At 73.4% G+C, this 19,167-nt stretch carries 21 protein-coding genes; 13 read left to right on the forward strand and 8 right to left on the reverse strand.

Annotated elements, in window-relative coordinates:
• Positions 1 to 30: 30 nt before the first annotated feature.
• Positions 31 to 471, reverse strand: a complete 441-nt coding sequence (locus ACFQ8T_RS17010) for a DUF4267 domain-containing protein (RefSeq protein ID WP_430547664.1) — start codon at positions 469 to 471, stop codon at positions 31 to 33.
• On the reverse strand, positions 471 to 941 hold the full coding sequence (locus tag ACFQ8T_RS17015) for a cupin domain-containing protein (RefSeq protein WP_430547665.1): 471 nt from the start codon (positions 939 to 941) through the stop codon (positions 471 to 473). Before ACFQ8T_RS17015 ends, ACFQ8T_RS17010 begins: the two co-directional genes overlap by 1 nt.
• 84 nt (positions 942 to 1,025) lie before the next feature.
• Here ACFQ8T_RS17015 and ACFQ8T_RS17020 point away from each other — a divergent pair, with 84 nt between their 5' ends.
• Positions 1,026 to 1,523 (forward strand): MarR family winged helix-turn-helix transcriptional regulator, encoded by a 498-nt coding sequence (locus ACFQ8T_RS17020; RefSeq protein WP_430547666.1) that lies wholly within the window; start codon positions 1,026 to 1,028, stop codon positions 1,521 to 1,523.
• A gap of 15 nt (positions 1,524 to 1,538) precedes the next feature.
• Here ACFQ8T_RS17020 and ACFQ8T_RS17025 read toward each other — a convergent pair whose 3' ends face one another.
• Positions 1,539 to 2,414, reverse strand: a complete 876-nt coding sequence (locus ACFQ8T_RS17025) for an endo alpha-1,4 polygalactosaminidase (protein WP_430547667.1) — start codon at positions 2,412 to 2,414, stop codon at positions 1,539 to 1,541.
• A 51-nt stretch (positions 2,415 to 2,465) separates the two neighbouring features.
• On the opposite strand from ACFQ8T_RS17025, the gene ACFQ8T_RS17030 reads away from it, so the two are divergent.
• The 4 genes from ACFQ8T_RS17030 (at position 2,466) to ACFQ8T_RS17045 (ending at position 5,836) form a co-directional block, all read left to right on the forward strand.
• Entirely contained in the window at positions 2,466 to 3,386 is a 921-nt protein-coding gene (locus tag ACFQ8T_RS17030) for an aminoglycoside phosphotransferase family protein (protein ID WP_430547668.1), read from the forward strand.
• A 93-nt stretch (positions 3,387 to 3,479) separates the two neighbouring features.
• A complete protein-coding gene (locus ACFQ8T_RS17035; RefSeq protein ID WP_430547669.1) occupies positions 3,480 to 3,728 on the forward strand; it encodes a PspC domain-containing protein in 249 nt (82 codons plus the stop codon).
• 50 nt (positions 3,729 to 3,778) lie between these two features.
• The gene (locus ACFQ8T_RS17040) at positions 3,779 to 4,303 is read left to right on the forward strand and encodes an O-acetyl-ADP-ribose deacetylase (RefSeq protein WP_430547670.1); all 525 of its coding nucleotides are present in this window, start codon (positions 3,779 to 3,781) and stop codon (positions 4,301 to 4,303) included.
• 75 nt (positions 4,304 to 4,378) lie between these two features.
• Complete coding sequence (locus ACFQ8T_RS17045; RefSeq protein WP_430547671.1) at positions 4,379 to 5,836, forward strand: DUF222 domain-containing protein; 1,458 nt, start codon at positions 4,379 to 4,381, stop codon at positions 5,834 to 5,836.
• Between the two features lie 63 nt (positions 5,837 to 5,899).
• Here the strand turns inward: ACFQ8T_RS17045 and ACFQ8T_RS17050 are convergent, their stop codons facing one another.
• Positions 5,900 to 7,393, reverse strand: a complete 1,494-nt coding sequence (locus ACFQ8T_RS17050) for an APC family permease (protein ID WP_430547672.1) — start codon at positions 7,391 to 7,393, stop codon at positions 5,900 to 5,902.
• 237 nt (positions 7,394 to 7,630) lie between these two features.
• Between ACFQ8T_RS17050 and ACFQ8T_RS17055 the strand changes: the two genes are divergently transcribed.
• Positions 7,631 to 8,836: a beta-ketoacyl-[acyl-carrier-protein] synthase family protein gene (locus ACFQ8T_RS17055; RefSeq protein ID WP_430547673.1), complete on the forward strand. Its 1,206-nt coding sequence runs from the start codon at positions 7,631 to 7,633 to the stop codon at positions 8,834 to 8,836.
• Between the two features lie 21 nt (positions 8,837 to 8,857).
• On the opposite strand, the gene ACFQ8T_RS17060 is transcribed toward ACFQ8T_RS17055, so the two are convergent.
• Positions 8,858 to 9,628 carry an alpha/beta fold hydrolase gene (locus ACFQ8T_RS17060; protein ID WP_430547674.1) on the reverse strand — a complete coding sequence of 257 codons (771 nt, stop codon included), beginning with the start codon at positions 9,626 to 9,628 and terminating at the stop codon, positions 8,858 to 8,860.
• A 147-nt stretch (positions 9,629 to 9,775) separates the two neighbouring features.
• Between ACFQ8T_RS17060 and ACFQ8T_RS17065 the strand changes: the two genes are divergently transcribed.
• The 5 genes from ACFQ8T_RS17065 to ACFQ8T_RS17085 all read left to right on the forward strand — a co-directional run bounded on the left by ACFQ8T_RS17065 (position 9,776) and on the right by ACFQ8T_RS17085 (position 14,357).
• Positions 9,776 to 10,261: an excalibur calcium-binding domain-containing protein gene (locus tag ACFQ8T_RS17065; RefSeq protein WP_430547675.1), complete on the forward strand. Its 486-nt coding sequence runs from the start codon at positions 9,776 to 9,778 to the stop codon at positions 10,259 to 10,261.
• 306 nt (positions 10,262 to 10,567) lie between these two features.
• Positions 10,568 to 11,854 (forward strand): ABC transporter substrate-binding protein, encoded by a 1,287-nt coding sequence (locus tag ACFQ8T_RS17070; protein ID WP_430547676.1) that lies wholly within the window; start codon positions 10,568 to 10,570, stop codon positions 11,852 to 11,854.
• Positions 11,855 to 11,861: 7 nt separating this feature from the next.
• Entirely contained in the window at positions 11,862 to 12,794 is a 933-nt protein-coding gene (locus ACFQ8T_RS17075; RefSeq protein ID WP_430547677.1) for a carbohydrate ABC transporter permease, read from the forward strand.
• Positions 12,791 to 13,675 (forward strand): carbohydrate ABC transporter permease, encoded by an 885-nt coding sequence (locus ACFQ8T_RS17080; protein ID WP_430547678.1) that lies wholly within the window; start codon positions 12,791 to 12,793, stop codon positions 13,673 to 13,675. Before ACFQ8T_RS17075 ends, ACFQ8T_RS17080 begins: the two co-directional genes overlap by 4 nt.
• A gap of 64 nt (positions 13,676 to 13,739) precedes the next feature.
• Positions 13,740 to 14,357, forward strand: coding sequence for a DNA-3-methyladenine glycosylase I (locus ACFQ8T_RS17085; protein ID WP_430547679.1), 618 nt, complete (start codon positions 13,740 to 13,742; stop codon positions 14,355 to 14,357).
• On the opposite strand, the gene ACFQ8T_RS17090 is transcribed toward ACFQ8T_RS17085, so the two are convergent.
• Positions 14,334 to 14,774, reverse strand: a complete 441-nt coding sequence (locus ACFQ8T_RS17090; RefSeq protein ID WP_429765212.1) for a DoxX family protein — start codon at positions 14,772 to 14,774, stop codon at positions 14,334 to 14,336. The two genes, ACFQ8T_RS17085 and ACFQ8T_RS17090, sit on opposite strands and share 24 nt — an antisense overlap.
• Before the next feature lie 98 nt (positions 14,775 to 14,872).
• Between ACFQ8T_RS17090 and ACFQ8T_RS17095 the strand changes: the two genes are divergently transcribed.
• Together ACFQ8T_RS17095 and ACFQ8T_RS17100 are read left to right on the forward strand one after the other, a co-directional pair.
• Positions 14,873 to 15,598, forward strand: a complete 726-nt coding sequence (locus ACFQ8T_RS17095) for a ZIP family metal transporter (protein WP_430547680.1) — start codon at positions 14,873 to 14,875, stop codon at positions 15,596 to 15,598.
• Positions 15,599 to 15,721 carry a hypothetical protein gene (locus ACFQ8T_RS17100; RefSeq protein ID WP_430547681.1) on the forward strand — a complete coding sequence of 41 codons (123 nt, stop codon included), beginning with the start codon at positions 15,599 to 15,601 and terminating at the stop codon, positions 15,719 to 15,721.
• 31 nt (positions 15,722 to 15,752) lie between these two features.
• Here ACFQ8T_RS17100 and ACFQ8T_RS17105 read toward each other — a convergent pair whose 3' ends face one another.
• Together ACFQ8T_RS17105 and ACFQ8T_RS17110 are read right to left on the reverse strand one after the other, a co-directional pair.
• Entirely contained in the window at positions 15,753 to 17,633 is a 1,881-nt protein-coding gene (locus ACFQ8T_RS17105) for a glycoside hydrolase family 2 protein (RefSeq protein WP_430547682.1), read from the reverse strand.
• Positions 17,634 to 17,740: 107 nt separating this feature from the next.
• A complete protein-coding gene (locus ACFQ8T_RS17110) occupies positions 17,741 to 18,814 on the reverse strand; it encodes a LacI family DNA-binding transcriptional regulator (protein WP_430547683.1) in 1,074 nt (357 codons plus the stop codon).
• Positions 18,815 to 19,167: the final 353 nt, after the last annotated feature.

Consider the following 19,167-nt stretch of genomic DNA (forward strand, 5'->3'; position numbering starts at 1 on the left):
ACGCTCGCCGAGCGGGAGCATAGCGCCAGGTCAACGGCTGCTGGAAGCACCCTGGGGAGCTGCGGTCGGCGCAGCGGTGCGGGTCGCCGGTGCCGACTTCTCGGTCAGCAGCAGGACGCCGGTGACGACCAGCGCGAGCGCGGTCAGCCCGTGCACGGCCAGCGCCGTGACGGTCGATCCGCCGGTGGACAGGATGAGCGCGGCGTCGCTGAGGGGCACGAGGGTCCAGATCGTCAGCACCCACCCGAGGGCGCGGCGCTGCCCCGTGAGCAGGAGCGCGAGCGGCACGAGCCCGGACGCGAGGTCCCGGGCGCCCTTGGTGGCGAGGAAGGCCGCGGCGTCACCCTCCGGCCAGACGGCCATGCCGAACTGCGGCGCCGTGGCCGCGGGGAAGAACAGGTAGCTGACGCCCACGTAGCCGATGCCGACGACGAGCAGCACGGTGAGCGTGGTGGCGAGGTGCTTGCGCATCAGGCACGCCCCCCGCGGGAGAACGGACCGAGAGCGCGCACGGCGGCACGGGTGACGGGCGACGTCGGCCGCATGACGTCGCGATAGCGGTGCAGGACGCCGGCCAGCGGGACGAGCCCGGCCCGCCCTTCGCGCTGCAGCCGGTCCATGGCCGTGAAGAACGCCTCGACGCGGCCGGCCGGGGTGCTGAGCCAGCGCAGGACCGCGGGCTCGTCCCCCGGGTTCCACATGTGGTGGGCGGTGCCGCGGGGGACGACGAACGACTCACCCGCGGCGTAGTCGCGCTCGTCGTCGGCGAACCCCACCCGGACGGTGCCGGAGAGCACCGTGAACTCCTCGTCGTGGTGCGGGTGCACGTGCTTCGGCGGGCGCTCGCCCCGCGGCGCGTAGGTGGCCTCCACCTCGAAGCGGTCGGCGGTGGAATCGAGCACCCGCAGGGACTCGGACCCGTTGAGCGTCAGCGTCGTCATTGCTCCTCCTCAAGTTACTTGTGCACGAGTGACTTGACCCGAAGGTAGACCGCAAGTAACTCGCGCGCAAGCTAAAGTGCCGGGGTGGACGACAACGACCGCATCGACGCCCTGGTCCAGCAGTGGGCCGACCAGCGCCCCGACATCGACCGCGACACGATGGCGCTGCTCGCGCGGCTGACCCGCGCGGCCGCGCTCGTGGACGCCCGGACCGAAGGAGTCGCGGCGGAGTACGGCGTGAACCGCGGCGACGGCGACGTCATGTTCGCCCTGCGCCGATCGGGCGAGCCGTACCGCCTGTCCCCCACCAGCCTCGCCCGGGCCCTGCTCATGACCACGGGCACGATGACGGGCCGGCTCGACCGGCTGGAGAAGCGCGGCTGGATCGTCCGGGTGCCTAGCGCCCACGACCGGCGCAGCCTCGACGTCGAGCTCACCCCCGAGGGCCTGCGCCTGGTGGACGAGGCCGTCACGAAGCACGCCGCCGGCCAGGCCGACGCCGTCGCCCCCCTCACCAGCCGCGACCGCGCCGACCTCGACCGCGTCACGCGCAAGCTCGTCGCGCACCTCGCGCAGGGCTGAGCCCGCGCGACGGCGTCAGCAGGCGTCGTACACGTAGCCGCCCTCGTCGGCGGCGACGAGGTCCCGGTCGCGCAGGATCGTCAGCGGCGCTCGGTCGTCCCGCGCGCAGACGTCCTCGAAGGTCAGGCCCGCGTCGTCGAGGGCGTCGGGGTACTCGACCTGCAGCACGCGGTCGCCGTAGACGTCGGTGTACGCGGCGCACTCGTCCCACGCGGCGCACTCCTCGGTGACGGCGAGGTCGAAGCCGAGCTCGTCGTGCGCGACCCGCGTGATCTCGGCGGCGTTCTTCTGCGCGACGGCGAGCCCCGCGCCGTGCGCCAGGTCCACGTACGCCCGGGCCAGCGCGTACGCGCCCGCCTCGTCGATCTGGTCGAACCGCGTCCACGTGTCGAGGTTGTCGAGCTCGACGGCGTCGAAGCCGTCCTCCGCGCACCCCGTCACGACCGGCCCGAGCACCTCGAGGATCCCCGCGCGCTGGTCGGCGGTCGACGGGTCCAGCACATGCTCGTCCGGCCAGTCCGGGTCGACGACGAGGTCGCCGTCCGCGTCGTGCAGCAGCAGCTCCTCGCGGTCCGCCCACAGGTCCGCCTGGTCGGGCTGCGTCTGGAAGCCGTTGACGTAGCAGACGGAGTACGCCCCGGGCAGCGGGTCGGCCGTCGCGTCGCGGACGACGACGTCGATCGACGTCGCGCCCGCCACCTCGTCGTACGCGCGGCCGAGCTGATAGTCGAAGGTGCCGCTCGTGGGCGGCAGCGAGACCTCCGGCGGCGTCCCGGGCGCCGTGGCCGAGGACGCCGCCGACGACGCCGGCCCCGGGGCGCACGCCCCCAGCGCCGTGAGCGCGAGCACGGCTGTGCAGACCGGCGTGAGCACCGCCGTCGTCCGTCGCATGACCCGAGTATCACCTGGCCGGGGCGGACGGCGCGCGCCTACGGTCGGCCCATGCCGCTGCACGACGACGAGGTCCAGGTCACCGCCGACGACGTGCGCCGCCTGGTCGCGGCGCAGCACCCGCGGTGGGGTTCACTGCCCGTGACGCCGGTGCGGGAGTCGGGCACCGACCACCTGCTGTTCCGGCTCGGCGACGAGCTCGTGGCCCGGATGCCGAAGGTCGCCTGGGCCGGCGAGCACGCGCTCGCGGACGCGCGGTGGCTGCCCCGGCTGGCCCCGCACGTGCCCTTGACGGTGCCCGCGCCCCTCGCCGTCGGCGAGCCCGACGAGGCGTACCCGTTCCACTGGTCGGTCGTGCCGTGGGTGCCGGGCGCGGCGACGGCGGACCCGCTCGACCCTGCCGCCGCCCCGAACCTGGACCCCGTCGCCGCGGCCGCCGACCTCGGCGCGTTCGTCACCGCGCTGCGGGCCGTCGACCCGACGGGCGGCCCGGTCAAGGACGGCACCGGCCGCGGCGTCCCGCTCGCCCGCCTGGACGACGACGTCCGCCGCGCCACCGCCGAGTCCGGCGACCGCGTCGACGGCCCCGCCGTCCTCAAGGCGTGGGACCGTGCCCTGGAGGCCGCTACCGACCCGGTGCCCGGCACCTGGCTGCACGGCGACCTCATGCCGGGCAACCTGCTCGCCGACGGCGGCCGACTCACCGCCGTCATCGACTGGGGCGCGCTCGGCGTCGGCGACCCGGCGGCCGACCTCCCGCCCGCGTGGTGGCTCTTCTCCGGCCGCGACCGCGACGCGTTCCGCGAGGCGGCCGGCGCCGGCCCCGGCGGCGACCTCGACGACGGCGCCTGGGAGCGCGGGCGCGGGTGGGTGCTGGTGCAGGGCATCATCGCCCTGCCGTACTACTGGGACCGCTGGCCCGAGTTCGCCCGGGCCTCCCAGCGGCGCGTCGCGGCCGCCGTCGCCGGCTGAGGGCGGTCAGGGTCCCTCAGGGTCGAGCTGGTCAGGGTCGAACCGGGGGACCACCCGATACCGAGCGCAACCCGTCGCTCGTACCGTCGAAGCATGACCACACCGACCTCGACCCCGTACGTCCAGCCCTCCCCCGCGCCGAAGCGCAAGCTGTTCCGCCCGAAGCACGGCCGCGTGCTCGGCGGCGTCTGCGCCGGCCTCGCCGACTACCTCGGCTGGAGCCGTGGCCTCGTCCGCGTGCTCTCCGTCGCGTCGATCCTCATCCCCGGCCCGCAGGTGCTCGCCTACATCGTGCTGTGGATCCTCATGCCCGACGAGGACAAGGCCCTGCGGACGGCCTGACGTCCCGGGGCCCCTGCCCTCGACCCGCTCGCGAACCCCCAGGAGGAACCGTGGAGCTCGTCCTCGAACGCGGCGACCTCACGACCGTCGCCACGGACGCCATCGTCAACGCCGCGAACTCGTCGCTGCTGGGCGGCGGCGGGGTCGACGGCGCCATCCACGCCGCCGCGGGTCCGCGCCTGCTGGAGGCCTGCCGCGAGCTGCGCCGCAGCACCCTGCCCGACGGCCTGCCGGTGGGCGACGCCGTCGCGACCCCCGGCTTCGACCTGCCCGCCGCGTGGGTGATCCACACGGTCGGGCCGAACCGGCACGCCGGCCAGACCGACCCCGCGCTGCTCGCCTCCTGCTTCTCGCGGTCGCTGGACGTCGCGGCCGACCTCCGCGCCCGGACCGTCGCGTTCCCCGCCGTGGGCGCGGGCGTCTACGGCTGGTCGCCCGACGACGTCGCACGTGCCGCCCTGGAGGCCGTCCGGTCGTGGGACGACGCCAACCCGGCGGCCGTCGACGAGGTCCGCTTCGTGCTCTTCAACGCCCCCGTGCTGGCGGCCTTCGAGCAGGCTCTCGCCGCCGCCTGAACTGCGGGAACAGTTGTCCACAGGTGGTTGTCCACACCCTTGTGGCACCTCCGACCCACCGCTAGGGTCGAACACATGTTCGACACCGTGCCGACGTCCCGCCTCGCCGACCCGCCCCCGGCGACGCCGTCGCTCGCGCACGTGTCGGCGGCGATCGACGAGGTCGTGGAGCTCCAACGCCAGGTCCACGCGCTCGAGGCGCGCAAGCTGGTCGCCACGGAACGCGCCCGGGTCACGGCGCTGCGCGCGGAGGCGGCGCTGCTGGCGCACGACGACGTCGCGCTGAGCCGCGCGGGCGCCGCGCGCCGCCGCGACCTCGCCCGACGAGCCTTCACGGCCGACCTCGCGACGGCGCTGCGCCTCACCGAGCAGGCCGCCTCCCACCTCCTCGACACGGCGCGCACGCTGGCGGTCGGCGTCGGGGAGGCGGGGCACGCCACCCTCGACGCTCTGCGGCACGGCGACGTCTCGCTGGCGCACGCCACCGCGATCGCGGACACGCTGGCGGCACTCCCGGACACCGAGTCGCGCAGCCGTGTCGAGTCCGACGTGCTCCCCCGCGCCGCGACCAGCACCGTGCCGCAGCTGCGCCGGCACCTGCGTCGCGCCCGGGACGTGGCCCACCCGGAGCCGTTCGTCGAGCGGCATCGCCGGGCCGCGGAGGCCCGGGCCGTCTACGTCGATCCCGGTGCCGACGGCATGGCCTGGCTCACCGCCCACCTGCCCGCGCACGTCGCCCACGCGGCCTACGACCGCCTCACCCGTGCCGGGATGCACGCCCGGGAAGCCGGTGACGACCGGACCCTCGCCCAGCTCCGCGCGGACGCGGCCGCCGACCTGCTGCTCGCGGGCACGAACCCGGCCTGCGACGTCGGCACCGCCGACCGAGACCCTGCCGGTGGGAACGTCTCCGGCCTGGCCGGGATCGCGCGACGGATCACGCCGACGGTCCGGGTGACGGTGCCGGTGCTGTCGCTGGTGGGCGGCTCCGACGCAGCTGCCGACCTCGACGGGCACGGGCCGATGGACGCGATGACGGCATCCACGCTCACCGCGGCGGCCCCGTCGCTGCGGCGGTTGCTGGTCGACCCGGTCGACGGTCGGGTGCTCACCACCGACCCCGGCACCTACACCGTCCCCGCGGCGCTGCGGGCGTTCCTCCAGCAGCGCGACGGCGTGTGCCGGTTCCCGGGCTGCACGCGGGCGGCGGCCCGGTGCGACGTCGACCACGTGGTCGCGTGGTCCGACGGCGGGCGCACCGTCGCGGACAATCTGACCCACCTCTGCCGCCACCATCACGGGATGAAGCACGGGACCGCCTGGCGCAGCCGGCTCGCACCGGACGGCGCCGTCACCTGGACGTCACCGACCGGGCGGACCCACCGCGACCCTCCGGCAGACCCCACCGGCCCGGGCACGCTCGGTCATCCGGCACCACCCGAACATCCGGCACCCGAACGTCCGGCACCCGACGAGCCAGCACCCGGACGCCCTGGGACCGCTCCGCCTGACGCCGGGGTTCGGGACCCCTGACGGTGAGGCAGACCGGGGTCGGTGCGTGCGCGGGTTCGGGGTGGTCCGGCGTCGACGGTCGCGTCACCGCTTCGGGTAGCCCGCCTGCGGCTTGTCCTCCTCGAGCTCCTCGACGTGCTCGAAGTGGATCTGCTGGTGCTTCACGGTGCGGTTGTACAGCCAGGTGATGAAGGACAGCACGAGGCCGACGGCGAGCAGCCCGCCGGCGATGACGTACTGCTCCTGCTGCGCCTCGCTGCGCGCCCACGGACCCGCGAGGAAGGCGCAGGTGACGGCGCCGAGCGCCGCGATCCACGTCTTGGTGCGGAAGTGCTCGTGGTGCACGGGCTTGCGGCGCAGCACCAGCAGCGCCACGTTCACCACCGCGAACACGGTGAGCAGTAGCAGCGACGTCGTCCCGCCCAGCAGGCTGATCGCGTCCGAGCCCGCCTCGGTGGCGCTGGCCCGGACCACGTAGATGATGAGCCCGAACGAGATGAGCGTGGTGACGATGATCGACACCCACGGCGTCTTGCGGGTGCGGTGCACCTTGCCGAAGCTGCGCGGCAGCACGCCCTGGTGGGCCAGGCCGTACAGCAGCCGCGACGCCATGAGCATGTTGATCAGCGCGGAGTTCGCGACGGCGAACATGCCGATGAACGGGAAGATCGTGTCGAACGGGAGGCCCGGCGCCCCGGCGGCGACCACCTGGGTGAGCGCGGACCCCTTCGAGTCGTCGGCCAGGTCGCCTACCGGGACCAGCGCGACGGCCGTGATCGCGACCAGCACGTAGATGAGCCCCGTGATCGACAGGCCCGTGAGCATGGTGCGCGGGAAGTCCTTCACGGGGTCGCGGCACTCCTCGGCCATGTTCACGGAGTCCTCGAAGCCCACCATGGCGAAGAAGGCGAGCGTCGTCGCCGCCGTCACGGCCAGGAAGACGCTCTTGTCGTCGGCGCTCTCGAAGACCACCACGCGGGAGAAGTCCGCCCGGCCCTGGGTCATGCCCCACATGCCGACGAAGATCACCATGAGCAGGCCGGACAGCTCGACGATCGTGAGCACGACGTTCGCCTTGACGCTCTCGCCGACGCCGCGGAAGTTCACCAGCGCCACCAGGGTCATGAACCCCAGCGCGATCAGCAGCAGCCCCGCCCCACCCGGCTCGAGGCCCAGGCCGAAGCCGTCGTTGAGGAAGCCCGCGAACGCGTTCGACGCCGTCGACGCCGACGTGATGCCGGAGCACATCACCATGAACGCGATGATGAACGTGACGAAGTGGATGCCGAACGCCTTGTGCGTGTACAGCGCGGCGCCCGCGGCCTGCGGGTACTTGGTGACCAGCTCCAGGTAGGAGAACGCGGTCAGCGTCGCCACCACGAACGCGATGAGGAACGGCGCCCAGGCGGCGCCGCCGACCTCGCCGGCGACCTGTCCGGTGAGGGCGTAGACGCCGGTGCCGAGGATGTCCCCGACGATGAAGAGCAGCAGGAGCTTGCGCCCCATCACCCGCTTGAGGCCCGGTTCGGGGGCGGCGCCGCCCGTCCCGCCGCCGGTCTCGTCGATCGTCTGGCTCATCGCGACCTCCTGGATCCTGCCGTGGATCGTGCTCTCGCGCGGATCGTGCTCCCGCACGGTTCGTCCGTGCCCCTCGCCTCGTCGCGCGGGCCCGGCGGTTCTCTCCGTCCCCTCATGGAACCGCGCCGAGGCCTGACCTGCATGGGCGACGCGCGGGAGGGCAGGGCAGAGTTGCGCGCAACAAGGTCTCGCACGGTGCGGGTGCAGGGGGCAACCGGACTGACGAGGAGCATGCGGGTGCGACGAACGGTGGTCACGGGTGCGGGGGCGGTCACGCCCGTCGGGGGCACGGTCGAGGAGACGTGGGCGGCCCTCCGGGCCGGCGCGAACGGGGCCGGCGCGATCACGGACGACTGGGCCGGCACCCTGCCGGTGCGCATCGCCGCGCGGGCGGACGACGCCTTCGCCGACGGGCTGAGCGTGCCCGAGCGCCGCGCACGCGACCGGGTGGAGCAGCTGACCCTGGTCGCGGGCCGGGAGGCCTGGGCGTCGGCGGGATCGCCGGACGTGGACCCCACCCGGCTCGCGGTGGCGGTGGGCACGGCGCACGGCGGCATCGGGACGACGGTCGCCATGCAGGACACCCTGGGGACGGCCGGCTACCGTCGCGTGTCCCCGCACACCATCACGATGGCGATGGCGAACGGACCGGCGGCGTACCTGTCCCTCGACCTGGGTGCCAAGGCCGGTGCCCGCGCCCCGGTCAGCGCCTGCGCCGCGGGGGTGGAGGCGATCGGTCAGGGCCGCGACCTGATCCGCTCGGGGGCCGCGGACGTCGTGGTGTGCGGCGGGGCGGAGGCCAGCATCGTGCCGCTGTCCCTCACCGGGTTCGGCCGGGTCCGCGCGCTGTCGACCCGCAACGACGAGCCGCTGCGCGCCTCGCGCCCGTTCGACGTCCACCGCGACGGCTTCGTCATGGGCGAGGGCGCCGTGCTCGTGGTGCTCGAGGCCGAGGAGCACGCCCGCGCCCGCGGCGCGACGGTCCTGGGCGCCGTCGACGGGACGTCCCTCACCTCCGACGCGTTCGACATCGTCGGCGGCGACCCGGCCAACCAGGCCCGGACCATCACGCTCGCGCTGCACGACGCCGGCCTGGCACCGGGCGACGTCGGGCTGGTGCACGCGCACGCGACGTCCACGCCGATGGGCGACGTCAACGAGGCCGCGGCCCTGCGCGCCGCGCTCGGCAGCCCGCCCCCCGTGACCGCCACGAAGGCGTCCACGGGGCACCTGCTCGGCGCGTCCGGCGCCCTGGGCGCGCTGGTCGGGCTGCTGGCCCTGCGCGACGGCGTCGTGCCGCCCACCATCAACCTCGACGACCCGGACCCGGAGGTCGACCTCGACGTCGTCACCACCCCCCGGACGACGACGGCGCGGCACGCGCTCGTGAACGCGTTCGGCTTCGGCGGCCACAGCGCCGCGCTGGTGCTGTCACGGGGATGAGCGCCGGAGCCCGCGCGGGGGTCAGACCAGCACGGAGGCCAGGAAGTCCTCGACGGCCTCGACGTACGCCTCGGGCTGGTCGCGACGCACGCAGTGGCCGGCGTCGGCGACGACGACGGTCCGCAGCAGGGGGTTCTCCGGTCCGGGCTCGGTGGGTGCCGGGCCGACGCTGTCCCGGTCGGGCAGGACCAGCAGGGTCGGTACCGTCAGCCGGGGCACGAGGTCGGCCCAGCTGTCGGGGCCCAGGTGCAGCCCGTGGCGCAGGTAGTCCCGCTGCACCTGCGGCTTGCACCGGGCCCAGGCCTCGACCTCGGACCGGCTCCACCCGCTCTCGGTGACGAGCGCCTCGAGCTCGCCGCGTGCGACGCGGGCGCTCGTGCCCTCGACGAACGCGAGGAACCCGGCGGCGTGCTCCGCCGGGCTGGGACCGCCGTCGGCACGCGGCGGGTCCTCGAGGACGAGCGCCCGCACGGCCGACGGGCGGGCGACGGCCGCGCGCAGCGCGAGCGCCCCGCCCATCGAGTGCCCCAGCAGCACGACGGGGTCCGGCTGGTCGTCGAGGACGGCGAGCATGTCGGCGAGCATCAGCTCGGCCGTGCCGCCCAGCTCGTCGTCGCGGAACCGGGGCGAGGTGCCGTGGCCGCGCATGCTCGGCGCGACGATGCGCCACTCCGGCTGCCAGCGGTCCACCAGGTCGGGGAAGTTGTCGCCCGCGTCGGACAGGCCGTGCAGCAGCACGACCGTGGGAGAGACCGCGTCGCCCGCGGTGTGGATCGTCAGCGCTGAGGTCACGGACCGGGAGCCTAGCGTCACGGAGTGCACCCGACCCCGGCGTTCCGGACCTGCAATCTCCTTCCTCTTCTTCGGTACGTCGACGACGATGTCGGCGGCACTGCCCGGACGACCGGGCGGCGCCCACGTTCATATGCGGAGGGTGACATGGCCGCACCATCGATCGAGGCACCCGTGACGCCTCCCCCGCCCCGCCGGAAGACCAGCTGGCCCGCGATCGTGCTCATCGCGCTGCTGTCGCTGCTGGTCCTTGTCGAGGGCTCCGCCCTCGCGTCACAGGACGCGCGGATCGCCGCGCTGGAAGCTGGCGGGACGCAGCAGGGACCGGCAGGTCCCGCCGGTCCCCCTGGGCCGCAGGGCGAGCCCGGCCCGCAGGGCGACACGGGCCCTCGAGGACCGGCCGGGCCGCGCGGCAAGGCCGGACCCGAAGGCGAGCAGGGCCCCCCGGGTGAGGCGTCCGACACTGCACCGGGTTCCGAGCAGGAGCAGCAGCCCTCCGAGCCGGAGCCGCAGTCCGCCTACTACGAGAACTGCGACGCCGCGCGAGCGGCCGGCGCGGCACCGGTCCACGCCGGCGACCCCGGCTACGGCGGTCACCTGGACCGGGACGGCGACGGGACCGGGTGCGAATGAAGACCACGCCACCGACGTAGTACCCGATGATGCTTCCTTCCCAGGAAGCATCATCGGGTACTACGTCGGCAGGTCAGGTCAGCGCAGACCGAACGCCTTCACGACCTCCTGCGTGACGGCGTTGCCGGCGTCGCACGAGGGTGACATCCGGTCACGATTCGGGCGAAGGTTCCCCGGGCGCCTTGACACCGTGACCGCGCCGGTCGTGCGATGAGAGCGAGACCGGGGCGCAAGGACGCGCCAGGCCGGTGACGCGCGCCGCGCGCACCGACCCCCCACCGGCCCGAGGGCGTAGGGGTGAGGCAGATGCGAGGAGCTCCCAGGACGTCGGCTGTCGCCGCGGTCGCGGCGGTGGCGGCGTTGGCGCTGGCCGCGTGCGGCGGCAACGGCGGTGAACCGGAGAGCAGCGGCAGCGGCGGCGCGGACGAGGTGGAGGTCTTCACCTGGTGGGCGGCCGGGTCGGAGAAGGCCGGTCTGGACGCGCTGGTCAAGGTCTTCGACGAGCAGCACCCGGACGTGACGTTCGTCAACGGGGCCGTGGCCGGCGGAGCAGGGTCGCAGGCGAAGGACCTGCTGCAGACCCGCCTGCAGGCGCAGGACCCGCCGGACACGTTCCAGGCCCATGCGGGCGCGGAGCTGCAGGACTACATCGACGCCGCGCAGATCGAGCCCGTCTCCGACCTCTACGACGAGTTCGGGCTCACCGACGTCTTCCCGCCCGACCTCATGGACCGGCTCACCGCGGACGACGGCGAGATCTACTCGATCCCGTCGAACATCCACCGCGCCAACGTGGTGTGGTCCAACCGGCAGGTGCTCACCGACGCCGGTCTCGACCCGGACGCCACGTACTCCGACCTCTCGTCGTGGATGGACGACCTGGCCACGCTGAAGAAGGCGGGCGTCACGCCGCTCGCCGTCGCGCAGGCGTGGACGCAGGTGCAGCTGCTCGAGACGGTGCTGCTGGCCGACCTGGGTGCGGAAGGCTACTCCGGGCTGTGGGACGGGTCGACCGACTGGAAGGGCCCGGAGGTCACGGCGGCGCTGGAGGACTTCGAGACCCTCATGGGCTACACGAACACCGACCGTGACGGCCTGGACTGGCCGGAGTCGCAGCAGCTCGTCATCGACGGCAAGGCCGCGTTCACCGTGATGGGCGACTGGGCGGAGGCGTCGTACGAGGAGCAGGACCAGGAGCTCGGCACCGACTACTCGGCCTTCGCCGTCCCGGGCACGGACGGCGTCTTCGACTTCCTCGCCGACTCGTTCACGCTGCCCGTGGGCGCCCCGCACCCCGACGGGGCCAAGGCGTGGCTCGAGACGGTCGGGTCGGCCGAGGGCCAGGAGGCGTTCAACAAGGCCAAGGGCTCCATCCCGGCCCGCACGGACGTCGACATGTCGACCTTCGGCGAGTACCAGCAGTCCGCGGCCGAGGCCTTCAAGAGCGACACGATCGTGTCCTCGCTGGCGCACGGGGCCGCGGTCCCGGTGGCGACGCTCACGGCCATCACGGACGCCACGAGCAAGTTCACCTCGGGGGCGTCCGACCTGGCGGCGTTCCAGTCGGAGCTGGCCGCCGCGAACGCCGGCTGAGGCGCCGATGGCCACCGCCACGCGCAGGCGGGCGGGGGTGCGCCGGGCGGTCCGCCGCGCCGGCGCTCCCCTGCTCCTGCTGCTGCCCTCGCTGATCCTGGTCGGGGTGTTCGTCTACGGCCTCATCGTGGCGAACGCCCGGCAGTCGACCACCGACAACCACACGGCCGCGCAGGCGACGGGCCAGGCACCGACGACGGGCGTGGGGCTGCGCAACTACCTCGACCTGCTGGGCAGCGAGGAGTTCCAGCACTCGCTCACCAACCTCGTGCTGTACACCGTGGTGTTCCTCGTGGGCACGATGGTCATCGGCTTCCTGTGGGCCTGGCTGCTCGACAAGCCGCTGCGGGGCGAGGGGTTCTTCCGGTCGATCTACCTGTTCCCGATGGCGGTCTCGTTCATCGCGTCGGGCGTGGTGTGGCGGTGGCTGCTCAACTCCAACCAGGACGAGCAGGCGTCCGGCCTCAACCGGCTGTTCCAGATGATCGGCCTGGACGCGCTGCAGAACAACTGGTGGAACAACGTGTCCGTGGGGATCGTCGCCATCGCGATCCCCGCGATCTGGCAGCTCTCCGGCTACGTGATGGCGCTGTTCCTCGCCGGCTTCCGCGGCATCCCCGTGGAGCTGCGCGAGGCCGCCCGGGTGGACGGCGCGAGCGAGTGGAAGCTGTACCGGCACGTGCTGTTCCCGCAGCTGTCGCCGATCGCGCTGTCCGCGCTCATCATCATCGGCCACATGTCGCTCAAGGCGTTCGACCTCATCATGTCGATCTCCAAGCCGGCGAACTACCAGACCAAGGTGCCCGCCGTGGACATGTACGTGTTCAAGTCGGCCTTCGACTACGCGAACGCGGCCGCCGTCGGCACGATCCTGCTGGTCATCGTGGCGATCGTCATCGTGCCGTACCTGGTCCACACGCATCGGCAGGACAAGCGATGACCGCCGTCGTCGAGGAGGCCGGGCGCCCCATCGACCTCGGGCGCCGCGCCGCGCCGCGCGGCCGGTTCACCGTGGGGCGCACGCTGCGCTACCTGGTGCTGCTCCTCTTCGTGCTCGTGGTGCTGGTGCCGGTGTACGTGCTGCTCGTGACCAGCTTCAAGGGGCCGGGCGACGCCGCCCCCACCCGCGCGTGGAACCTGCCGCAGGTGTGGACGACCGCCAACTGGGAGACGGCGTGGTCCACCCTCTCGCCCGCCATCGCGCGCACCGTGCAGATGGTGGTGCCGGCCGCGCTGATCTCGGCGTTCCTCGGGTCGCTCAACGGGTTCGTGCTGTCGCGGTGGCGGTTCCCCGGGGCGGACCTCGTGTTCACGCTGATCCTGTTCGGCATGTTCATCCCGTACCAGGCGGTGATGATCCCGCTGAACCAGCTGGTGCTCGGGCTGGGCGTGCCGAGCGGCGTCCCCTCGCTGATCCTGCTGCACGTCGTCTACGGCATCCCCATCACGACGCTGATCTTCCGCAACTACTACATGACCGTGCCGCAAGAGCTGGTCGAGGCGGCGCGCGTCGACGGCGCGGGGATGCTGCGCACGTACGCCTGGATCGTGCTGCCGATCTCCGTGCCGAGCTTCGTCGTCGTGCTCATCTGGCAGTTCACCTCGGCGTGGAACGACTTCCTGTTCGCCGTGTTCTTCTCCTCCAGCCAGAACGGGCCGGTCACCCTCGCGCTGAACAACCTGGCGAACGGCGCGCTGCTGCAGGACTACGGCGTCTCGATGGCGGGCGCGCTGTTCGCGTCGCTGCCCACGCTGCTCGTGTACGTGCTGCTGGGCCGGTACTTCATGGGCGGCCTGATGTCCGGGTCGGTCAAGGGCTGAGCGGACCGCGGGGGCCTGTGGACAAACGCGGTCGGGTGTCGGGAGCACCGGGCAGGCTGGGGGCATGACGACGACCACCGGCCAGGAGCCCGACGCCCCGCCCGTCGCCGCCCGCTGCTTCGGCGACGGCGACCCGCTGTACGAGGCGTACCACGACACGGAGTGGGCGGTGCCCGTGCACGGCGAGGCCGCGCTGCTGGAGCGCATCGCGCTGGAGGGGTTCCAGTCCGGCCTGTCGTGGATCACCGTGCTGCGCAAGCGCCCCGCGTTCCGGGAGGTGTTCCTCGACTTCGAGCCCGAGCGCGTCGCCACCCTCGGCGAGGACGACGTCGAGCGGCTCCTCGGCGACGCCCGGATCATCCGCAACCGGCAGAAGATCGAGGCCACGATCGGCAACGCGCGCGCCGTGCTCGCCCTGCACGACGCCGGCCGCACGCTCGACGAGCTGTTCTGGTCGTTCGCTCCCCCGCCCCGCGAGCGCCGGCTCGGCGCCTGGGACACCGTGCCGGCCAGCACTCCCGAGTCGGTGGCCCTCGCCAAGGCGCTGAAGAAGGAAGGCTTCCGCTTCTTCGGCCCGACGACGGCGTACGCGGCCATGCAGGCCTGCGGGCTCGTGGACGACCACCTCGCGACGTGCCCGGTGGTCACCGGCCGCCGGTCAGCGGCGGGCGGCGCGGCGTAGGGCGGCGAAGGCCCCCGTCGACCACAGCGCGAGCGCGACGAGAGCCGGCTGGAAGAACAGCCGGACGAACCGCTTGGCGTCGGTGTCGAGGCCGAACCCGTCCTTCCGTTCGAGCCACTGGCCGACGTTCCCGGGAAAGATCACGACGAAGAACGCCGCGACGACCAGCCCGACCGCGACCTTCCACCGGGAGAGCGCGACGAGCGACCCGCCCAGCACGATCTCCACGACCCCGGACGCGAGGACGGTGACGTCCTCGTCGACCGGGAACCAGGCGGGGACCTGGGCACGGAACTCCTCGCGGGCGACCGTGAGGTGGGTGATCCCGGCACCGGCGAGCGCCACACCGAGCGTGACCCTCCCGATCCGGCGAGGTATCGACGTCGGCTCCGGTCGCACGAGCTCCTGCAGGTCCATCCGGCGATGCTCGCAGCAGCGCGGGAACGACGCACCCGCGCGCCCGGCCGGGCCGCCGTCGACGGGCGGCCGGCCGCGCCACCTGGTCCACTGTCCGCATGACCGGGTTCTGGTGGGGTCTGCTGGGCAGCTCGTCGCTGCTGATCGGTGCGGCCCTCGTCCTGTGGCGGACGCCGAGCCGTCGGCTCACGGGCCTCATGATGGCGTTCGGCGCGGGGGTGCTCATCAGCGCGGTGGCGTACGACCTGGTCGAGGACGCCTCGCGCGCGGCGAGCGGCTGGGTGCTGCTCGCGGGCCTGGCCGCCGGGGCGCTGACGTTCTTCGTCGGCGACCTGCTCATCGACCGGCGCGGCGGCCAGGACCGCAAGCGGTCCACGGGCGCGCAGTCGGCGGGGTCGGGCGGCGCGATCGCACTGGGCACGGTGCTGGACGGCATCCCCGAGTCCGTGGTGCTGGGCTCGACCCTGGTCGGGGGTGGCGGGGTGAGCGTCGCGGTGCTCGCCGCCGTGTTCATCTCCAACCTGCCCGAGGCGATGTCCGCCACCGTCGGGCTGCGGCAGGCGGGCGCCTCCACCGCGCGGCTGGCGCTGCTCTGGGGCGGCACCACCCTGGTGTCCGCCGTCGCGGCCGGGGTGGGGTACGCCGCGCTGGGCAGCGCGGACCCGGTGACCATCGCCGTCGTGCAGGCCTTCGCCGCCGGCGCCCTGCTGACCATGCTGGTGGACACGATGATCCCCGAGGCCACCGAGTTCGGCGGCCCGGTCACCGGGCTCGTCACGGTGCTCGGCTTCGCCACCGCCTTCGGCCTGTCGGCGCTGGGCTAGGTGGCGGCGGAGCTCACCGACGGCCGGGAGTACACCGCCGGCCAGCGCGCGCTCGTCGAGGAGCTGCTCAACGCCGAGCGCGCGGCCCGCGGGCTGCCGCCGACGACGGCCTGGGACAAGTAGGCCCGGCCGCCGCCGGAGGTCCGCCCGTGCGTCAGACCGCGGCCCGGTCCGCCTCCTCGACGGCGGCGACCTGCTGCTGCACCTCCCGGACACGGGCGACGTCGAGCTTCTCGGAGCGGTCGAAGCGGTACACGCCGTTCTGCTCCTGGAACACGTCGGTGAGCTGGGTGTAGCAGTAGCCGAACATCAGCGGGTCGCCGAGCAGCACGTCGGTCAGGCCGCGGAACCGGGCGTGGAACCCCTCCTCGTCGGGGACGCGCTGGCCGTAGCCCCACGACTCGGCGGTGTCGTTCCCCGCCGCGGCGGCCGCCGCCTCCGGGTTCCACCAGATGCCGCCGTACTCGGAGACGAAGTACGGCTGGCCCCGGTACGGGAGCGACATCGCCACGTCGTCGCGCCGGTTCTCGTACGGCGCGCCGTCGGCCAACCCCGCCATCTGACGGGCGAACGCCGCCGGGTCCTGCTCGTAGCTGTGCGAGTCCCACACGTCGGTCTCGAGCACGCGGTGCGCGTACCCGCTGGCGTCGATCACCGGGCGCGACGGGTCGGCGAGCTTGGTGGCGAGGAACATGCCGCGGGTGACGTCGTCGAGCACGGTCATCCGGTCGTGCAGGTCCTGGTGCGTCTCGTTGAGCGGGCACCAGCCGATGATCGACGGGTGCGAGTGGTCCCGCTCCAGCACCTCGAGCCACTGGGTGGTGAACGACGCGGTGGGCTGCTGGTTGTGACCGACGGTGCCCTGCCCGCTCACGCCCCAGTCGCCGAACTCGCCCCACACGAGGTAGCCGAGCCGGTCCGCGTGGAACAGGAACCGCTCCTCGAAGACCTTCTGGTGCAGGCGCGCGCCGTTGAAGCCGGCCTGCATCCCGAGCTCGATGTCGCGCACGAGCGCGGCGTCCGACGGCGCCGTCATCAGCGACTCGGGCCAGTACCCCTGGTCGAGCACCAGCCGCTGGAAGACGGCGCGGCCGTTGATCTTCACGGCCTGGCCGTCGATCGCGACGGACCGCAGGCCCGCGTAGGAGTCCACGGCGTCGACGAGCGCGCCGTCGCCGTCGCGCAGCTCCACGCGCAGGCCGTACAGGTGCGGATCCCCCGGGCCCCACAGGCGCACGCGGCCCTCGGGGACGACGACGCGCAGCGCGGGCGCGAGGTCGACGTCGGCGCGCGCGGTCTCGGACGCCACGACACCGTCGGCGTCGGTGAGCGTCGCGGTGACGGTGTGGCCGGGGCGGTTCGCGGTGAGCGGCAGCACGACGTCGAACGCGCTGCTCGCCACGTGCGGCGTGACGCGCGGACGGCGCAGGTGGGCGCCCGGCACGGGCTCCAGCCACACCGTCTGCCAGATGCCGGTGGTGCGCGTGTACTGGCAGTGCGTGTTCGCGTACCAGGTGGCCTGCTTGCCGCGGGCCTGCCGGGCCTCGCGCGGGTCGCGGGCCCGCACGACGACGGTCACGGTGTCGCCGGGCGCCGCCACGCCGTGCAGGTCGGCCGTGAAGGGCGAGAACCCGCCGCGGTGACGCACCACCTCGGTGCCGTCCACCCACACGGTGGTGTCGTGGTCGACGGCGCCGAAGTGCAGCAGCACGTGCGTGTCGTCGCCGGCGACGGCGGCCCACTCGGCCGGGACGGTCACCTCGCGGCGGTACCAGACCGCCTCGAGAAAGTCGGTGTCCCCGATCCCGGACAGCTCCGACTCGGGCGCGAACGGCACGGTGATGGTGCCGGCGAGCCCGCGGTCGCGCAGACCGCGTTCCAGTCCCGAGTCGCCGCGGTCCAGCTCGAACTGCCACGTGCCGTTGAGGTTGAGCCAGCGCTCGCGCACCACCTGCGGGCGCGGGTACTCCGGTCGCGGCACGGCGGTGCCCGGGTGGGCGGAGGGCGGGTCGAGGTGGGTGAGGTGGTCTGCCATGGCGGCTGCTCCGTCGCGGTCGGCGTGGTCGATGGTCCGGGCTGATTCAACCTCCGTGATCCGAAAAACGCAACGTTGTACCAACCGGCGTCTGCGACATGGCGCCGTCAGCCCTGTCGACGGGAGCTCTCACGGACGAGCAACCGGTGGGGCACGACGACGTCCTCGGGCGCCCCTCCGGTGCGCTCCACCTGCGCCACCAGGCGGCCGACGGCGGCCTCCGCGACCCCTCGCACGTCCGGCGCGATCGTCGTGAGACCCGGGTTGGCGTAGCGGCCGTCCTCGGTGTTGTCCCAGCCCACCACGCCGACGTCCTCCGGCACCCGGACGCCGTTCGTGCGAAGCGCGTGCATCGCCCCGAGCGCGAGCAGGTCGTTGCCGCACACGAGGCCGTCGATCTCGCCCGCACGGGGCAGCACGTCCTCGACGGCGCGCGCTCCGGACCGTCGGCTGTAGTCCGCCACCGGGAGCAGCCAGGGAGGCCGCACCTCGAGCCCGGCCGCGCGCAGCTCCTCGACGAACCCGCGCTGGCGGGGGGCTCCCGACCGCTCCGGCACCTCGGGTTCCGCGCCCAGGAAGGCGAGCCGGCGACGCCCGGTCCCGAGCAGGTGGCGCGTGGCCTCCCGCGCGGCGGCGACGTTGTCGATGCTCACGTGGTCGGTGGTCAGCGCCCCGCCGGGGTGCCAGGGCCGCTCGCCGAGCAGCACCATCGGCGTACTGCCGCGCAGCTCGTCGACGTCGTCGAGGCTGAGGTCGAGCGGGCTGAACACGATGCCGTCGATGAGACGCACGTCGAAGCCGCGCGCCACGAGGCGCTCGGCCTCCGGGACCCCGCGGGTCTCGTCGATCAGCACCCGGTAGCCCCGCGCCGCCGCCACCTCGATCGTCTCGTGAGCGAGGGTCGAGAAGTAGGGCGAGTCGATCTGCGGCACCGCCAGCGCGAGGATCCCGGTGCGCCCCTGGCGCAGCTGACGGCCGGCGAGGTTGGGCCTGTAGCCGAGGTCGGCGATGACCCGTTCGACCCGTCCGCGGGTCGCCGCGCCGACCCGGCCCGTGCCGTTCACGACGTTCGAGACCGTCTTCCACGACACCCCGGCGGCCGCCGCGACGTCCTTGACCCCCGGCGGCTTCGTCGTCGTGACGGCCGGGCTCCCCGTGCTCGTCGTGCCGTCGTCGTCCACTCGTCCTCCTCGCCGTCGGTCCCGGACCGGGTCCGACGCAAACGGCGCGCCACCCCTTGACGAGAGGTGCCGCGGTAGTTCATCGTGATCCAACGTTAGATCGCAACGTTGCACCAATGCTCGACCATGACGTGTCAGCAGACGCTGTGTCGACGACGACTCAGAAAGACGGACCACGTGACAGTGACCGGTGAGACGGCTCCGGCGGCCCCCTCCGCCGCACCCACCCGTGCCAGCAACCCACGAAGCGCCCGATCCCGTCGCCGTGAGGCGGGTGCGGGGTTCGCGTTCTTGTCGCCGTGGTTGGTGGGTTTTGTGGTGCTGACGGCGTTCCCGATGGTGGCGTCGTTGTA

Origin of the sequence: Isoptericola sp. NPDC056618 (assembly GCF_042792715.1) — a bacterium.
Lineage (GTDB): Bacteria > Actinomycetota > Actinomycetes > Actinomycetales > Cellulomonadaceae > Isoptericola > Isoptericola nanjingensis.